The organism is Prevotella sp. C561 (genome assembly GCF_000224595.1).
In the GTDB taxonomy this organism is placed as follows: domain Bacteria; phylum Bacteroidota; class Bacteroidia; order Bacteroidales; family Bacteroidaceae; genus Prevotella; species Prevotella jejuni.
The window spans coordinates 81,866-98,320 of the sequence record NZ_JH114147.1 but is presented as its reverse complement, the minus strand read 5'-3'; the positions used below and the strand labels follow the sequence as shown (position 1 = coordinate 98,320).

Genomic DNA, 16,455 nt, shown 5'->3' with positions numbered 1-16,455 from the left:
TGGCACAATCTTTGATAAGAGGTTATAAACAGAAAAGACAATATTTATAAACATATAAAAAGAATAACAATGGAAGTAGTAATTACTAACGAGAATTTAGAGACTTATAAGAATGGTGAGTTACCATTGGTAGTTGATTTGTGGGCAACATGGTGTGGTCCTTGTAAGATGATTGGTCCAATCATCTCAGAACTCGCCGAGGAGTACGACGGTAAAATCGTCGTTGGCAAGTGCGATGTAGAGGAGAATGACGACGTAGCCATCGACTTTGGCGTACGTAACATCCCTACCATCCTCTTCTTTAAGGGTGGTAAGTTGGTAGACAAGTTTGTTGGTGCTGCCTCAAAAGATGTTTTGAACGAGAAGTTCAAGGCATTGCTCTAAGCTAAGCCCGATAAGTATAAAGCCATATCAGACTATCCTCCTACAGGATGTCTGATATGGCTTTTTTCATGCAACAGCATTTCCCAAGTCCTCTTCTATTGCTATACATTATATAGTAAAAGGTTCTGAACAACCATATAATACCAAGGCTCTCAAAAAGCAAAGGGTAATCCTATAGCATGAAATCACACATCACTGACACGCATCATTATACTCATATTTCGTATAAAGTTTCATTTATAAACCGCCTTACGCCTAAGAAAAACGTACAAAACTGAAAGTTTTTCCTTTTATTTTTATTGGTTTCCATATCTTTTCATACCTTTGTAACTGAGATTTGTCGCTTTTTAAAAGTGCAACTGAGTTTGAACCTTTCGTTTCACTTAGCTTCATTAGTTATGAAAAAACTATTACTTATCCTCCTTCTGTTCTGCACTGGACTTCGAGCCAGCGCACAATCCGTATCTGGAAAGGTGCTTGATGAAAACAAGAAGCCTATCCCCTACGCAAATATCATTATTCTTTCAGCCAAGGATTCTACCTTCATTGCTGGTACAACAACCGCTAATGATGGCAGTTTCAACTTCAAGGAGGTTACAGTAGGTAATATCCTTAAAGCCTCCTTTGTAGGTTATGAACCCTTTACTACGGTTCTTTCCAACCAAGATAACCTGACTATCGTTCTGAAAGAAGATGCAAAAATGATGAAAGAGGTGGTCGTCAAAGGCAATGCTCCCCTACACAAGATGACAACAGAGGGTATACAAACGAACATCGAGAATACCATACTAAGCAAACTCGGCACTTGTGAGGATGTCCTTGCACATGTTCCGGGACTAACAAAGAATTCAGCTATCTCACGTCTTACCTACACGAATCTTCCAAGCATCAAGACAATATCTACTCAATTAGCTTTTTCGCCAACAATCGGTATCTGGACGCCTGAGTTCACAGCATTAATGAAGAAGCAATGGCTCACATTACATACAAGTACAAAGACCTATAAGTTGGACAAACCAATCTGGCAATTCAGTTTTAATAACACATTCGATTTTGGCAAAGGCTGGTTACTATCAATGGAGTCCTACCTCGTTACAAAAGGCAATAGCGAAATTAGCTCATTAGCAAGCAATAGAGGTTCGCTTGACATCAACCTTACCAAGTCTTTCCTAAAGGACAGACTCGCACTTCGTATTGGTGGAACAGACTTGTTCCATACCCAAAAAGAAGGAGGAATTAGCTACACAGAGTCTATGGAGACTCAATATATTGGTACATACGACAGCCGTCAGTTTGTTCTAACTGTTACTTATAAGTTCAATACTTCACGAAGCAAATACAAGGGTACAGGTGCTGGACAGGCTGAAAAGAACAGATTATAGCCTTCATTAAAGGCGTAACCTATCAAGCCATCAAGCTACCAATCAACTATAAACGACAAGCCCCTCGCAAGGAGAAAACTACCTACGAGGGGCTTATTTTGTGTCGAAACCAAATTATTCTCATGAGTAGAAAGAATTATTTTCATGACAAAAAATATTTTTCTTCACGACAAGAAATATTTATTTTCATGAAGATAATTCGGTAAGAAGGATTAGGAAGGAGAGAAACAACCTGAGGCACTATATCCTCTGTCGTAGTTTACTATCTGCCGAAAGTGCTCGTTCGTAAAGAGAAAGCATTGGGTTAGATCGTAGAAAACGACGTTTTCGTTCTTATAAAACTATTGGATGGTAATAAATTAGAATTATTCATTTATTCTATCAAAAAACAAAATAGATAGTCGGAATAACTCACTTAAAGTTGTACCTTTGTATCAAGGAGTCCTTCGCCATAGTAGATACTCATGGACGAAGGGCCACAGAAACGATAACAAAACAATATTTAAGATGCCCAATATGGAGAAAAATCGTGCAACACGAAACCGTACTATTGTCTTGTCTGATAGCGAACGAACAGACTTGAAGAAGGATTTATATCAACTTAACACGTCGTCATCGGTCAATGAAGTACTCAATAAAATTTATAATCAAGATTTATTTGAGGCTATAGATTACCTACCCAAACATTTTGTAGACCTGCTTATCATAGATCCTCCTTATAATCTATCGAAAGACTTTGCAGGATTTAAGTTCAAGGCTATGGACGACAAGACCTATATTGAATATGTAAGATGTTGGCTTCCCAAGGTGTTAGAGCTATTAAAACCTAACGGGAGTATATATGTCTGTTGCGATTGGAAAAGTACAAGTGCTATCTATCAAGTCATGAGTGAGTATGTAACCATCAAGAACCGTATTACATGGCAACGTGAAAAGGGTCGTGGAGCGAAAACAAACTGGAAGAATGCTATGGAAGACATCTGGTTTGGTGTCCTCAATGATAAAGACTATTACTTTGACGTAGCATCCGTAATGCAGAAAAGAAGAGTTTTAGCCCCTTATAAAGTAGACGGGAAACCCAAAGACTGGATAGAGACTGAAGACGGAAACTTTCGCCTTACCTACCCATCTAACTTCTGGGATGACATCAGTATCCCTTATTGGTCAATGCCAGAGAATACAGACCACCCAACTCAAAAGCCAGAGAAGCTGATAGCTAAACTCATTTTAGCTTCATGCCCAAGGCAGGGTATCGTGTTTGACCCTTTCCTTGGAAGTGGAACAACATGCGTTGTTGCTAAGAAATTAGGTAGACACTATTGTGGTATAGAAATCAATGAGGAGTATGCCTTATTGTCATCTAAGCGACTACGTATGGCTGAAGAGAACAAAGACATTCAAGGTTACTCTGACGGTGTCTTTTGGGAACGTAACACATTAAGCCTACAAAAGAAATCGCAAAAGGCATCTGCAGAACAATAGAAACACATCATTATTTGTCTAATCTCGCCCTAAAATAACCTAAATAGAGAATTAAAAAGAACGGAGAACAATATCATAAAGGCTCATTGAAAAATCACTTGAAAAAAATAACAAACTGTAGTGATGGCATAAAGATGAAGTTTTCTAAATCAAAAATCATGCGTTAAAACAAGAGACCATAGTAACCTAATTTTACCAAAACCAATTTTCCTGTCACTCCTGTCACCATCTATAAGCATATAACTAATTAATTCCTATGCACTTACACGAAATGTTAAAAATGACAGCAAAGTAAAATTAAAAAATATAGTATATAGGGAGATTGGCTTACGTAAGCAATTTATGGCTAACAAAGGACATTATCATCACACGTTAACAAGACTTTCCATATCATGCCATAAAGCTACATCAAACCTCACAGAGAGATATAAAGATTTACGGAGGGACACTCAGTACCACCATAAAGAATAACAACAAAACGATACTCTATCCTAACACTGAACAAAAAGAAAGAGGGTATATCCAAGACACAGACGCCTGAGATATACCCTCTGAGATGTATGTTAACACGGTAGATTAACCATTCATATAACGCTGGACACGTGCATACATCAACTCATATTGAGACCTTACAGTCGTGTCCTTTGTTGTCTTAATGCGTTCCTGAAGAAGTTTCTGAAGCTTCTGTGCATAGTGGAACACATATTCAGCTGTACGGTCGATGGTCTCCGTCCACATTGTGTCTGGTTCACCATAGCCAACACCGAAGCCGAGGAATGCTACATCCTGCTTATCATCACGCAAGCTGCGCACCTTACCGACCTGTTTAACTTCGACAATGTTTTCCTTCAGACGCTCAACATAGAGTTGCTGCATAGCGATATCATCGTCGTCGAGGTTTTCATCACCTGCAATTGTCTTAGCCCAGACATTGTTGTAAGTATCTTCGCAATACTCCAAAGGAGAATAAGAAGTAGAGTCAGCATAATAGCTCAGTGCTAAACGTGCTGTTGCAGAGAGTGCCATCTCTTGGATACCACTTGCCAATGTCTTGTAAGGATGAGAGTTGATTTGAGGTAAACGGTTCTCGATGCTCTCAACACCACGCTTACCAAACTTGCGTGCTTCCTGTAACAACCACATTGCGGCAGCACGTTGTTTCTCCTTAGGCATGACCTCATAACGAGGAATACCAGATGACTCTGTGCTCTGATTCAGCTTGATACCACCAATGACAGCATAGACATTACGTGCATAACCGTAAGCTTGAGAAACCATCTGACGATAGAGTTTTGCCTTACGTGTGCCATCAGCACCATCTGGAATCCACTCATCAAAATGTTTGAGAATATACTCAAGGTTCTTCAGACCGTAAGTACTTGACTTCACAGCATCGTCACCGAGATCCTCCTCAATGGCAGTTGGGTCATAACGATAGCGTGACTGCTGGAGAACATAACGATACATTGGGTCGTCAGCATGGGCAGCGACGAGTGCCATCAACGGTTTCACATCATCCCTAAAACTCTTTGAGTTAGGGAAGACACGGTAGCCCCACTCTATTGCATACTTGTCATAAACGCCAAGTTCAGGAGGAGTAAGCGACACGCCCTTGTCCGTTGGCTGTGCAACATAGTTGAAACGAGCATAGTCCATGATAGATGCTGTCGTACCATACTTCTGTGTGAAGCTTGCAGAACGTAGCGAATCAGTTGGTATAGCAGCCGATGAAGCCATGTTGTGCATTAGTCCGAGTGTGTGACCCACCTCGTGCGTAACAATATACTCCAATGTTGGAAGCATAATACTGTCAGGCATATCCAATGTACGAGCAGCCGGATCAATCTGCGAAGTCTGGATAAAACGCCAGCTGTTGATGACATTTACGACATCATTATACACCAGTACGGTAGCTGTGATAATCTCACCTGTACGTGGATCGACCCATGATGGTCCCATAGCATTCTCTGTTGCCGTAGGCAGATAACGAATACAAGAATATTGGAAGTTATCTGGATCAAAGTTTGGATCATTGGTTGGGAAGTCTACAGCCCGCATCACATTCTTAAAACCAATACGTTCGAAAGCCTTATTCCATCTTAGGACGGCATTTCTAATCGCTGGCTTCCACTTTTCAGGGAAGGCATTATCGATATAGAACACGATTGGTTTTACAGGTTCACTGAGCTGACCAGCAAAATAAGCAGCAGGATCCTTAGGTTCTACACGCCAACGATTGATAAAGCTTGCATGGTCGATAAGACTGTCATTAACGATTGACTTCGGTGTAAGGAAGTAGCCAAGACGAGTATCACTCAGACGAGGTGTCATCTTGTCCTCTGGTAGGAGTGCTAAAGTAAACTGTACGCCGATAGAAACAGGATGATTGCTAATAGCAACACTACCACTATTACCAGTCATATTGGTAACGTAGTTGCGTATCATTGATATGCAAGCATTGTTAGCAAACGACTTCAAAGACGTTACCTTAATCCACTCTGGCCTCAGGTCAGCATCCACACGATATGGACCAGCAATCTTTGCAATCACTGGGAAATACTTACTTTCTCTCAAGAAAAAAGAAGACGCATCAAAAAGAATACCACCCGTCTTCTTGTTTCTCGCCTTGATAGGGAAACTATAGAAGTCGAGGTTACGATAGTTCGTGGCTTGTGCTTGCTTCGCATCACCTGTAGGCAGTGCGTCAAGCAACTCTGAATTGATAGCCTGCATAACGATAGAACTATCTTTCTCTATAAAGCGTACGTGAGAGACAGAACCAGCACGTGTACCAACCTCAGCAAATTGTGGACTTGAAACAGAGGATATAGTAGCACCGATAAGCATGTCACGACCGATAGAAGAAGGTGGCAACTCCATGAGGAGTTTCTCACCTGTCCTGTAGAAGGAAACGAATGGTCCCTTAGCAGAGTCTGTCTTCTCTTCAGTCAGAATGCGCTCATAGGCATCCTTCTTAGCCACCGTAGTAGTGGTGGTAGCCTTCTTTTTCTTCTTCTTAAAGAAAGGGAAAGCCTGTGCTGACAGTGAGAGACCTAAGAAGCCCACTGCCAGTAGGGTTACATGAACCGATTTCATGGATATAAATGAAGTTTTTCTCATTTCTTCACCTCCATTGTCTTATTGAGTTTGAAGAGCATCATCTCATAGTGTGTACGTGCCTCAAGTGGCAAATTAGCCTTTAGACACTTCTCTAAAGCCGTTCTTAACTTCAACATACAGTTGTAGAAATAAAGCTCAGAGTTGTCAGCAAGCGAGATGTCAACTGTTGGAGCAAGATTCTGAGAAGGGTCGCCAAAGCCTGGAGTAGCACCGAGATCATCACCCTTCAAAGCTGTACCAGCACCAGAACCACCGCCAGAACCACCGTTTCCAGTAGCCTTAGAGACAACACTCTGTGCCTGACTCATGAATGCACGCTGCAAAACACGCTCGCCCTGAGAAGGTGCGCGCATCTCAGCAACACTCTTGAAGAGGGTGTTATAGATATCATCAAAGTACTCTTTCTGTGTGTAACTGTTTGGATTCAAGTAAGAAGTGATAGCCACACGCATACGTGCTGCCATCAAATCGTAACCCATAAACTCTAAACTCTGGTCATAATAGCTTACTGACAAGTAGCCCTTACGCTCGTAGTTACGATTAGCATACTTCTTAAAGCTCATTGCCTCTTGTAGACACCACAGGAGAGAACGACGCTGAAGATCCTTTGGAACAACCTGATACTGCGGTACTCCTGCTGAAATCTTCATGTTGTTGAGGTACATACCACCAACATTACTTAACACCTGCTTGAACAAAGCGTAACGATTCTGTGATATCTGCAGGTACAACTGATCCTTGATACGAGTATCTTCATCGTTCTTAATCCACTTAGAGAGATTGTTCTCAACAATAGTATAGTTCTTATTTGCAAGGTTTGCACTCGCAATCATATCATTACCAAGTGCACCAGCAGCAAGACGTGGGTCCCATCTTGAGTTGCGTTCAGCATAATAACGAAGACGTGGGTTGGTCACCTTCTTGTCAACAAACGCCTCAAGTGTATTCTTCTCATCATTGATAGAAACCTTATCAGTATCAAAATAACGATAGTTCCAATCAATTGTGAAGTAGTCGTACATGCCAAGTCCTGTTGGAGCAAGGCGTACACCACTGTCTGAAGGCTGTGCAACATAGTTGTAATGAACGTCATCCATAACAGAAGGAGCAAGTCCCATGGTTGTAGTGAAACGTGCATTACGCAGAGAGTCTGTAGAATAAGTAGCAGAAGCACCGAGGTTATCCAAAAGTCCTAACATACTACCAGTTTCCTTTGTAACCAACATCTTCAAACCTTCAGCAAACTTAGCTGCAGACAAACGATTGCTACGTACTGATGGGTCAACGGCACCTGTTTCTATCAAACGCCACTTATGTAACAACTTCTCGACATCAGAATAGATGAACATAGAGGCTGCCATAATCTCACCTGTATTAGGATTGACATGGACATCACTCTTAGGAGCAGATGAAGAGCCACTTGGTATGTAGCGAATACAAGAATACTGAATGTTATCTGGGTCGAAATCACCCTGCTTCTGTGGGAAATCAACCACCTCAATAGCATTCTTAAAGCCTATTCTCTCAAATGCTTTGTTCCATTCAAGGATACCTTCACGGATGGGTTGCTTCCATGACTCTGGGAAAGTATTGTCCAAATAGAAACGGATAGGACTGACAGGTTGAGTCAACTTACCCTTTGCATACGCCTTCTTATCCTTTGGGACGAGGTTCCAACGATGTGAGAAGAAGATGCGCTTAGTACTTGCACCTTCCTGGGGAATACCCAAACGAACAGAATAATCCACACCGATACGTGAGTCCATGATACGTGGACGCATTGCAGACTCAGGCACAAGTGCTACGCTATAACTAACACCTACAGTTGTAGGACGCTCGCCACCGATAGGCATAGACATCAGAGAGGTTGACACACCATACGTAAAGTCATTGTTAACTATAACGTTTGTATCAAAACTCTTTATCCCACGAATGAACGAAAGTTCTGATTTTGGAGTTGCCTTAAGGCTATAATTACCATTCTTCGTTGGCATAACCGAAATAAGGTTGGTTGGCTTACCTAACAAAGAGGTTACATCAAAGACAACAGCAGAGCTGTCATTGTTGTAAGCTAAGATGTTAAAGCCCTGCCAAATACCATCACGATAGTTCAAGGCCAATGCACTATCAAGGTCTGCTGAGTTCGTATTCTCCTTGAAAAGAACATTGTTAGGAGTCTTCATAACGACCGAGCTATCCTGTATGTCAAAGTAGAACAAGACAGGGTTAGAACTTGTAGAACCAACAGTGACTGTAGATGCATCAGTGGTAGAGGTTATTACTCCACCAAGCATCATCTGTTTTTTCAACAAAGTACGTGGCAACTCAAAGTAAATCTTGTTGTCAAGCTTATGAACGGTAATAAACTTACTGCGTGCAGTCTCTGTCTTCTTATCCTTAAAGAGTCTGTCATACTTCGTTTCCTTCTTAGGCTTAGCCTTAGACTTGTCATCATCAGCTTTTGCAACAGTACTTTGCAATACAAGGAGGAGCAATAATGCCCCTCCAAGTAAAGAGTTCTTAAATGAGAAATTCATTCTTATCATTAGTGTATTATTTGTTTCTGAATAATGCCTTAACTATGCGTCCTGTTATATTCTGCTTAGACCAGCGTAGTGTATTGGTCTGTGTATCGTAGCAGTAGAGGCTACCTTGCATAGCGGCTGACGCATCATTGGTTGCGACATAGATGAGATTATCATCATCTGAGAATGTCATATCAACTATCTTCTCCGTACTATTCCCTACTGTAAACAGTGCAGAAGTTGGGAAATTACTATTGGCAAGAACGTTGTGAGCATAGACAGCATTACCATTGGTATAATAAACAATATTCTTACTGCGTGCAGAACGTACGACAGAACCGTTAGCAATACCAGAAGTAGAAGGCATCGCAACACGATAAAGCACATTTGCGGCAATTCGCTTATCCGCAGAAGAAGAGTAATAACCTGGGAATATATATGTAAAGTAGAATGTGCCAGTGCTTGTCTGATTGGTTATCAAAGCAAGGTTACGCTGCTTATTCACACTACCCATACCTACCAACGTATCACCTGTGAAGGTTCCCTTTAACACTTCTGCAGGAACTGACGTATTCTCGATAGCCATTGCCAACAGAGAACCATGTGCGTTGTCGAAGTAAGCATCGCCATGAGCATAAAAGAGGTCGTCTCTCCACCATGGTGTCATGCGGTCTGCAAACTTTACGGAACCTCCTACTGCGCTTGTGAAGCGTGATGTCTGTGAAATCAAATTGGTTGAGTTCAAGCCCAAAGAATACAAGTTGTTCTTTGTGATCGCCATTACCTTCGGTGAACCTGGGTCAGAGTTTGCCTCTACCTGTATTACCTTCTCACCAACAGGAGTTTGGAAAAGTGATAGCATCTCATAGCCATCAAGCTGATAAAGTGTTGATGGATTGCCTGCAGCAATGATGAGAACATTATTTGTCTGACTACCAATCGTCTTGTTCCATGCCATTGAGCAAGGTGTACCGAAGTTAGTATTCGGATTGTTAGCACCCAACACATCAAGTTGGAAACTCTTATTCACATCCTCTGTTGGTACGTAGGAAAGGATTGCCTTGTTGTCCTTTTCAGCCAAGAGGAAGACACCCTTCGTATAAGCATACTCTACGTTCACATTGAACTCATAGATCTGAATATTCTGACCATTGCTCAGACGCAGACGTCCAGTATAGGTTCCAGAGGTCTGAATAGGATAAACAAGTGCAGAATCACTCGATACCAACTTATGATTTATCTCCCATTCGTAAGTGAGCTTCTGCTTACCATTACTTTGTAATACCGTAGGATTAATCTTCAATGTATCTCCTTGATTAAGCGTATAGCTACTGTTCAGAGGTGTCTGCAGGCTGATTACAGACACATTATCGCCTCCTTCTGTCGAATCATCTTTAATACATGATGAGAAGGTAAGGGCTGCTATAGCCAAGAGATATAAATATTTCTTTACCATATTTCGTGTAATTATATTAATGGTTATACCAATGAATGTGATTACTCAGGGTTAGCTGCAAAGTAAGCTTTCAACTTCTGAATATTCCTGTAAAGCTGTGTCCAACTTCGTGGGTTACTTACAGCCTTCTCTATCGCTCTTGCATCTGAATTATACAAGGACAGTAGATAGCGATACTTAGCTGGCGTATAAGCAGGAAGTCCCATTGCTTGGAGTGTAGGATTTGACCACCAATAAGGCTTTTCAAGTACATTATCGAAGGTGATTATCCTCTTTATCTTGTCAGGAAAACGAACACCAAGGTCGTCAGATGCTTCCAAACGCAGAACAAGACGAATACTGTCATTCTTCGTATCACTAAGGTTCTGACGCAAAAGTACTACTGGGAAACTCGCTGAAAGACTGTCAGCTGGTATTGTCTGGTCACTATTGATTGCTACAAAGTGAACCCCAGCCTTTGCCGAACTACTTGGGTCAACAACCACCTTATAGTGCTGTACCTGTGACTTTCTTACTCCTGCGAGTTTCACCTTCACATTGATTGTGTCAGAGGTCACGCTGGTAGGCAGTGTTCCGAATGAATAATTATATAATGTGTCAGAAGCATTATTGAGGTCGAAATAAACCTGATTTGCCCCTTCGAAAGTACCATCTTTTGAGTATTCTCCCTCGTAGTTATCGTTTGAACACGCTGTCAACGATAGAGCTATAGCACCGATAGCGAAGATGTTTGTGATTGATTTATACATAATCATTTGTTTTTTAGTGTTGTCCGATAAGTAATTCTCATGGTAAATCTGTCTTTTTGCCCTACTGCATAAGACCATCATAAACTCACCATACCATATTCTACTCTGGTGTTAAGACTTATCATACACCATGTAAAGGGTAAACATCAATGGAATAGTATATTAGTCAGCCCTTCTAAAAGTATATCCTATTTAAGTCTTTACGAACTACAATATCTGTCTATACGTTTATATCTTTTCTTTTATACACTTAAGTCTGTGATTTAGCATAGCTAAACGCTTATTACAAATCGCCTTGCTCTTGTCGTTTAGCAGTGCTAAACCATACAGACTGCTTGATATGTATTATTCGTTATGAACTGCCTGATCGCCATACTCATTCTCTCTATCTGGCCAAGGGAGATTAAAGATGGCATCTGAAGGCTGATATGTGTCAATATTTCTAAAGTCAGTAAAACTACGGTTGTAGTGCTTCAACGCATAGAAGGTCTGACCCATACCAGGGAACTCACGCATACGTTCACGCATCATCTCCTGCTCGAAGAGTGTACGTGTAGCTACCTTAGCTGCATCAACATCGCCTAATCCCCTACTCTTTCTAACCTGATTGAGCAGACTGATTGCCTCTGTCTTGTTTGAATCATAAAGACTTTCACTCAAGATGTAATACATCTCTGGCAAACTAATTAACACAAAGCCTTTCAATGCACCTCTTGTAGCCTCAGCATCATTCTGGATTAGACGAATAAAGCTGAAAGAAGAAGCTGAACCCGACGTATTTTCTCTAAAGAAAGAGGTGTATCGGAGGTCAGAGCTAAGAGCCGTGAATTGGTCGACCTCATAGAGACTACGCAAATCACGACGGCCTTCAACGAAGGAACCATAACCTGTTGAACGCAGGAATGTTGAACGAATAGTTGTTGAACGGTCGGCTGCATAAACTCCAAAAATCATCTCTTTGTTAGCAGGAAAGCGCATCACAGAATCGAGTGATGTACTTGTATTCAACTTAAAGTTCTGTGTTGCATTGATAACCTCACGGGCATATTTAGCAGCTTCAGTGTATTTACCCATAGCGTAATACACACGAGCTTTCGTAGCTTTAACGGCAAACTTATTGAAAAGTATCACACGTCCCTTGCTATAATCACGTACGAAATTGTTATCGTAGGTAACATCATTGTCGTCTGTCAACAATGAGTCAGCCTGATTCAAGTCCTTAAGAATAAGGTTGAACGTTGCCTGCAAGGTGTAACGAGTGCGGTTCTTCAGATTAAACTCTGTTGCGTATGGTAATCCAAGAGTATTTGCATCACTGCGCGTATAGTCTGTACAGTAAAGACGAGCAAGGTCGAAGTGCATAAAGCCACGCAGACCCAAGGCTTCACCGTGAATCATCTTGCGTTCTTGTTCACCTGCACTAATATCATTAATGTGCCTCAACACATTGTTGACATTAGAGATGTTGTTATACATATTACTCCAGACAGCATCTACAACGTTGCGTGCTTGCTGGTTAGTATATTGATAGCGGTTCAAGTAGTAACTTACGTCTTGTGTATTGTCATAACCGAACTGCTGGCCTAACTCATCCACCATACCCCATGAGAGATTACTTCCATAGAGGTTAGATGAAGCTAACTTACCATAAATACCAAACATAGCATCCTCATAACCAGTAATATCAGTGAACATCTCGTCATCTGTAAGCTGCCCTTTAGGCTGTACATCCAAGAAGTCGTTACACGATGTAAGCAGCGCAACCACCATGGATATTCCTATATATTTCGTTATCTTCTTCATTGTTATCCTAATTTAGTTTTAGAGTGAGAAACGTACTGAGAACTCAAAACTCCTATCGTATGGATAGTTCAGACCACGTTCCCTCTTCGCTGTTGACAGATAGAAGAGGTCGTTAGTGAGGAGTTCTAAGAACATACGCTTCAAGCCGTACTTCTGAATAAAGGTCGTTGGAACCTCATAAGAGAGCGAGAGACTGCTCATACGTAGGAAGTTATTCTTCTCTACAAAGCGTGATGTCTGATACGGAGTAGTTGTATCGTCAATACGCTTGTACTTTGCTATTGTTCCAGGAGTCTTCCATCTGTCATTCAATACACGCTCATCAGCATTGTATTTAGGATTAGCTCCCTCAACCTTTGTTGCTAAAGTTTCGTTGTAAAGAGAACCTCCGAAGGAGTACAAGAATGAGCAGCTCAAAGCAAAACGCTTATAGGTGAGATAAGAGTTGATAGATCCTGTACCTATAGGGTTGGTATCTCCGAAGATTACCTTATCATTTGAATCATAAACAAAGGTGTATGTTCCATCACGCTTAATGAAGATTTCCTGACCTGTTACAGGGTCGATACCTGCAGAAGGAACAACCTTCAAAGCAGTTAAAGACTGACCTTCTTCATAGATAGGAAGTGGTGCAACACCATTATCAGCCTTGTTCTTCTCATTTTGTTCACGCAGAGAATTACTGATCTTCTTAATCTTATTCTTGTTATAAGCGTATGTTAAACCGAGCGACCACTGCCAGTCTTTATTCTGAATTGGGAAGGTGCGCAGACGGAGTTCAAATCCTGAGTTCTGCACCTCACCAATATTTTCACGTGAAGTAGTCACACCCACTGATGGTGCCTTGGTGATATCCAAGAGCAGGTTATCAGTATTCTTGATATAGTAATCGGCTGAAAGGTCGACACGACCACGGAAGGCAGTGAAATCAACACCGATGTTGGTACTCAGCGTACGCTCCCACTTCAAATCTGGGTTACCAATAGTAATTGGCGTAGCACCAGTTCCCTTACCATAGAAATATGAACTATTATAGCTATAAGTAGTCAGTGCTTGATACGGGTTAAAGTTGATGTTACCCAAATAACCTACACTGGCACGGAGCTTCAAGAGCGATACTTGCGAGCCCTTCATGAACTTCTCGTTGTGAATATTCCATCCACCACCGACACTCCAGAATGGGGCAAAGCGCTGATTCTTACCGAAACGAGATGAACCCTCATAACGATAGATAAGATCGAGGAAGTATTTATTATCCCAGATCGTATTGGCATTAACGAAGAAACCTACTCCTCTCGTCTGTGTATCAGAGCCACTTGGACGCGTTGCAGCATACGCTGTAGCGAAAGCAGGGTGTCCTAACTTATCAGAATAGAATCCTATTGAAGTATAGGAAGCCGCATCTGTTGACGTAGACTCCATACTACTACCTCCCATTGCAGTAAGGAAGAGCTTCTTAAAGAAGTAGTTGTTGTATGACAACATAAGTTTTCCCTGCAATGTAGTGGTGTTTACCCAACTATCAGTCAATGAACCACGTTGATCAGCCGTCTTGTTACGAATCTCATTATAGGCAAAAGGAGATGTAAAAGTACGTCTATCTTGCTTGCTACGGTCGATTGTGAAATCACCATCCAAACGTATCTTTTCACCGAACCACAACTGAATATTAGTTGTATTGAGGAAGTCGAAGTTGTTTGAATTACTATAACTACCCAACGAAGCATCGTATAATGGGTTTGCTAAGTCATGATATAGCGAAGAACGCAACTGTCCATCAGAGTTATATGGGTTCTCATAAGGATTCATCTTAACCCAGTCTGAGAAATCACCATAAGGTGACACGTTACTCGTTACAGACGAGAGTGTCGAACTGTTAGACACGAAGAACTTACCTGCAATATTGTAAGAGAGGCGGAAATTAGTTGAAAGACGAGTACGATCAGAGCCCTTCATAACACCAGAATCCTTTCCATAACGTACACCAAGATTATATTTCGCACGATCGTCACCACCATCTACACTCAAGCTATGTGACTGAGAGATGGCATTACGCAATGGCTTAGACAACCAATCAGTCTCTACACCTCTTTGGATGTCATTATATATACGTGCATAATCCTTATCAAGTGTATATTGAGTTGCAGGACTTGTATCTGTAAACAAACCTGCAAGGCGCTCATACTCAAGTTTCTGACTTGCATTCAACAAGTGATAATCATGTAAGTCAGGCGTTGACAGACGTACTGTACCGCTATAGTTCACTTTCAGCTTACCACCTTTCAGTGTCTTTGTGGTAATAACGATGACACCTGCAGAAGCCTTCGCACCATAAAGAGCAGATGCTGAAGCATCCTTCAATACGGTTACGGTCTCAATATCGTTCATATCCATATCGGCAACATACTCTGCTGTTACCTGTGCACCATCTACCACATAGACCGGTGTATTGGCCTGTCCTTCGAAAGTGGCACGTCCACGAATATTGAGTTCTGCCACCTTATTAGGGTCAGAACCTTTGAGGTTATCATCTGCGATGACCATACCAGGGACGAAGCTCGCAATACTCTGCAATACATTCTTCGTACCTACATTCATCAACTGGTCACGACTTACAGCTACCTGAGAACCTGTAAACGAGTTCTTATTCTTAGTCTGATAACCGGTCACAACCACTTCTTGCATTTCCTTTGAGTCTTCACGCAACGTGATGTTAGCTATAGCACCATTCTTTACAGTCTTAGTAACTGTCTTATAACCAATATATGACACGGTCATGTGCACCTCTTTGAGGTCGGTCACAATGTCGTATTCACCATTAATATCGGTCACATAACCACCATTCACACCATCCACACGGATAACGGCACCAATGATAGGATCACCGTTATTATCGGTAACCTGACCACGAACACCACCTTTACGTTGCACCGTTTCCTTCTTTGCAAACGTCAAGGTGTTGCCCTCAACGGTATATGAGAGTGGGAACTGGTTTGCCAAGTTCAGTAACAAACTTGAAACTGACTGATCGCGTACATCAAGGGACACACCCTTAAACGCCTTCACATCATCATCTGCAAACTTTACATTCAATCCTGTCTGCTTAGCAACTTCATTAGCAAAATCCTCTACTGTCGCATCATGCATAGAGAGAGTTACTTTTGCACCATTCAGTTCTTGCGCTGACATAGGGAGACTTAATGGCCCAATGCATAACAGGTTCAGTAGAAGAACACATATTACGCGCTGGAGGAATTTAATCTTCTGCATCGTTCTCTAAAATTATGAAATTCTGTTACTTGAAAATACAATCCTTTTTTAACTCGAAAACTCTTACGTTAATAATTGTTCAGAGAGAAGAAATGTCTTCTTTATAACTATTTATACTATTAATTAGTCACCTTCACAGGTAGACTATACCTTTTTACCTATTATTCTGCAAAAGTACGAAAAAAAACAAAAATACAAGTGACTTTATTATTAAAAATAAAGAATTCTATTCATTATTATTGTTTTTTGATAGCCAAATGTACGTTTTAATGGTATTTTTTCAC

9 protein-coding genes are annotated in these 16,455 nt (G+C 41.3%); 3 read left to right on the top strand and 6 right to left on the bottom strand.

The window, feature by feature from the left end; all coding sequences use genetic code 11:
• Nucleotides 1-69: 69 nt before the first annotated feature.
• The 3 genes from trxA to HMPREF0666_RS10130 all read left to right on the top strand — a co-directional run bounded on the left by trxA (nucleotide 70) and on the right by HMPREF0666_RS10130 (nucleotide 3,248).
• The gene (gene trxA / locus HMPREF0666_RS10140; protein WP_009012283.1) at nucleotides 70-384 is read left to right on the top strand and encodes a thioredoxin; all 315 of its coding nucleotides are present in this window, start codon (nucleotides 70-72) and stop codon (nucleotides 382-384) included.
• 398 nt (nucleotides 385-782) lie between these two features.
• Nucleotides 783-1,766 carry an outer membrane beta-barrel protein gene (locus HMPREF0666_RS10135; RefSeq protein WP_050803242.1) on the top strand — a complete coding sequence of 328 codons (984 nt, stop codon included), beginning with the start codon at nucleotides 783-785 and terminating at the stop codon, nucleotides 1,764-1,766.
• Nucleotides 1,767-2,273: 507 nt separating this feature from the next.
• Nucleotides 2,274-3,248 carry a site-specific DNA-methyltransferase gene (locus HMPREF0666_RS10130; RefSeq protein WP_009012281.1) on the top strand — a complete coding sequence of 325 codons (975 nt, stop codon included), beginning with the start codon at nucleotides 2,274-2,276 and terminating at the stop codon, nucleotides 3,246-3,248.
• Nucleotides 3,249-3,824: 576 nt separating this feature from the next.
• Here HMPREF0666_RS10130 and HMPREF0666_RS10125 read toward each other — a convergent pair.
• The 6 genes from HMPREF0666_RS10125 to HMPREF0666_RS10100 all read right to left on the bottom strand — a co-directional run bounded on the left by HMPREF0666_RS10125 (nucleotide 3,825) and on the right by HMPREF0666_RS10100 (nucleotide 16,171).
• Entirely contained in the window at nucleotides 3,825-6,344 is a 2,520-nt protein-coding gene (locus tag HMPREF0666_RS10125) for a zinc-dependent metalloprotease (protein WP_009012280.1), read from the bottom strand.
• 20 nt (nucleotides 6,345-6,364) lie between these two features.
• Entirely contained in the window at nucleotides 6,365-8,914 is a 2,550-nt protein-coding gene (locus HMPREF0666_RS10120) for a zinc-dependent metalloprotease (protein WP_009012279.1), read from the bottom strand.
• A gap of 7 nt (nucleotides 8,915-8,921) precedes the next feature.
• Nucleotides 8,922-10,349 carry a PKD-like family lipoprotein gene (locus HMPREF0666_RS10115; RefSeq protein ID WP_009012278.1) on the bottom strand — a complete coding sequence of 476 codons (1,428 nt, stop codon included), beginning with the start codon at nucleotides 10,347-10,349 and terminating at the stop codon, nucleotides 8,922-8,924.
• A gap of 41 nt (nucleotides 10,350-10,390) precedes the next feature.
• Entirely contained in the window at nucleotides 10,391-11,098 is a 708-nt protein-coding gene (locus HMPREF0666_RS10110; RefSeq protein WP_009012277.1) for a DUF4843 domain-containing protein, read from the bottom strand.
• Nucleotides 11,099-11,443: 345 nt separating this feature from the next.
• Nucleotides 11,444-12,901: a RagB/SusD family nutrient uptake outer membrane protein gene (locus tag HMPREF0666_RS10105; RefSeq protein WP_009012276.1), complete on the bottom strand. Its 1,458-nt coding sequence runs from the start codon at nucleotides 12,899-12,901 to the stop codon at nucleotides 11,444-11,446.
• Between the two features lie 18 nt (nucleotides 12,902-12,919).
• Complete coding sequence (locus HMPREF0666_RS10100; RefSeq protein WP_009012275.1) at nucleotides 12,920-16,171, bottom strand: SusC/RagA family TonB-linked outer membrane protein; 3,252 nt, start codon at nucleotides 16,169-16,171, stop codon at nucleotides 12,920-12,922.
• Nucleotides 16,172-16,455 lie beyond the last annotated feature (284 nt).

Coding starts and splice junctions, on each gene's coding strand:
- trxA (WP_009012283.1), top strand. CDS start 70: ATGGAAGTAGTAATTACTAACGAGAATTTAGAGACTTATAAGAATGGT.
- HMPREF0666_RS10110 (WP_009012277.1), bottom strand. CDS start 11,098: ATGTATAAATCAATCACAAACATCTTCGCTATCGGTGCTATAGCTCTA.
- HMPREF0666_RS10105 (WP_009012276.1), bottom strand. CDS start 12,901: ATGAAGAAGATAACGAAATATATAGGAATATCCATGGTGGTTGCGCTG.
- HMPREF0666_RS10120 (WP_009012279.1), bottom strand. CDS start 8,914: ATGATAAGAATGAATTTCTCATTTAAGAACTCTTTACTTGGAGGGGCA.
- HMPREF0666_RS10100 (WP_009012275.1), bottom strand. CDS start 16,171: ATGCAGAAGATTAAATTCCTCCAGCGCGTAATATGTGTTCTTCTACTG.
- HMPREF0666_RS10135 (WP_050803242.1), top strand. CDS start 783: ATGAAAAAACTATTACTTATCCTCCTTCTGTTCTGCACTGGACTTCGA.
- HMPREF0666_RS10125 (WP_009012280.1), bottom strand. CDS start 6,344: ATGAAATCGGTTCATGTAACCCTACTGGCAGTGGGCTTCTTAGGTCTC.
- HMPREF0666_RS10130 (WP_009012281.1), top strand. CDS start 2,274: ATGCCCAATATGGAGAAAAATCGTGCAACACGAAACCGTACTATTGTC.
- HMPREF0666_RS10115 (WP_009012278.1), bottom strand. CDS start 10,349: ATGGTAAAGAAATATTTATATCTCTTGGCTATAGCAGCCCTTACCTTC.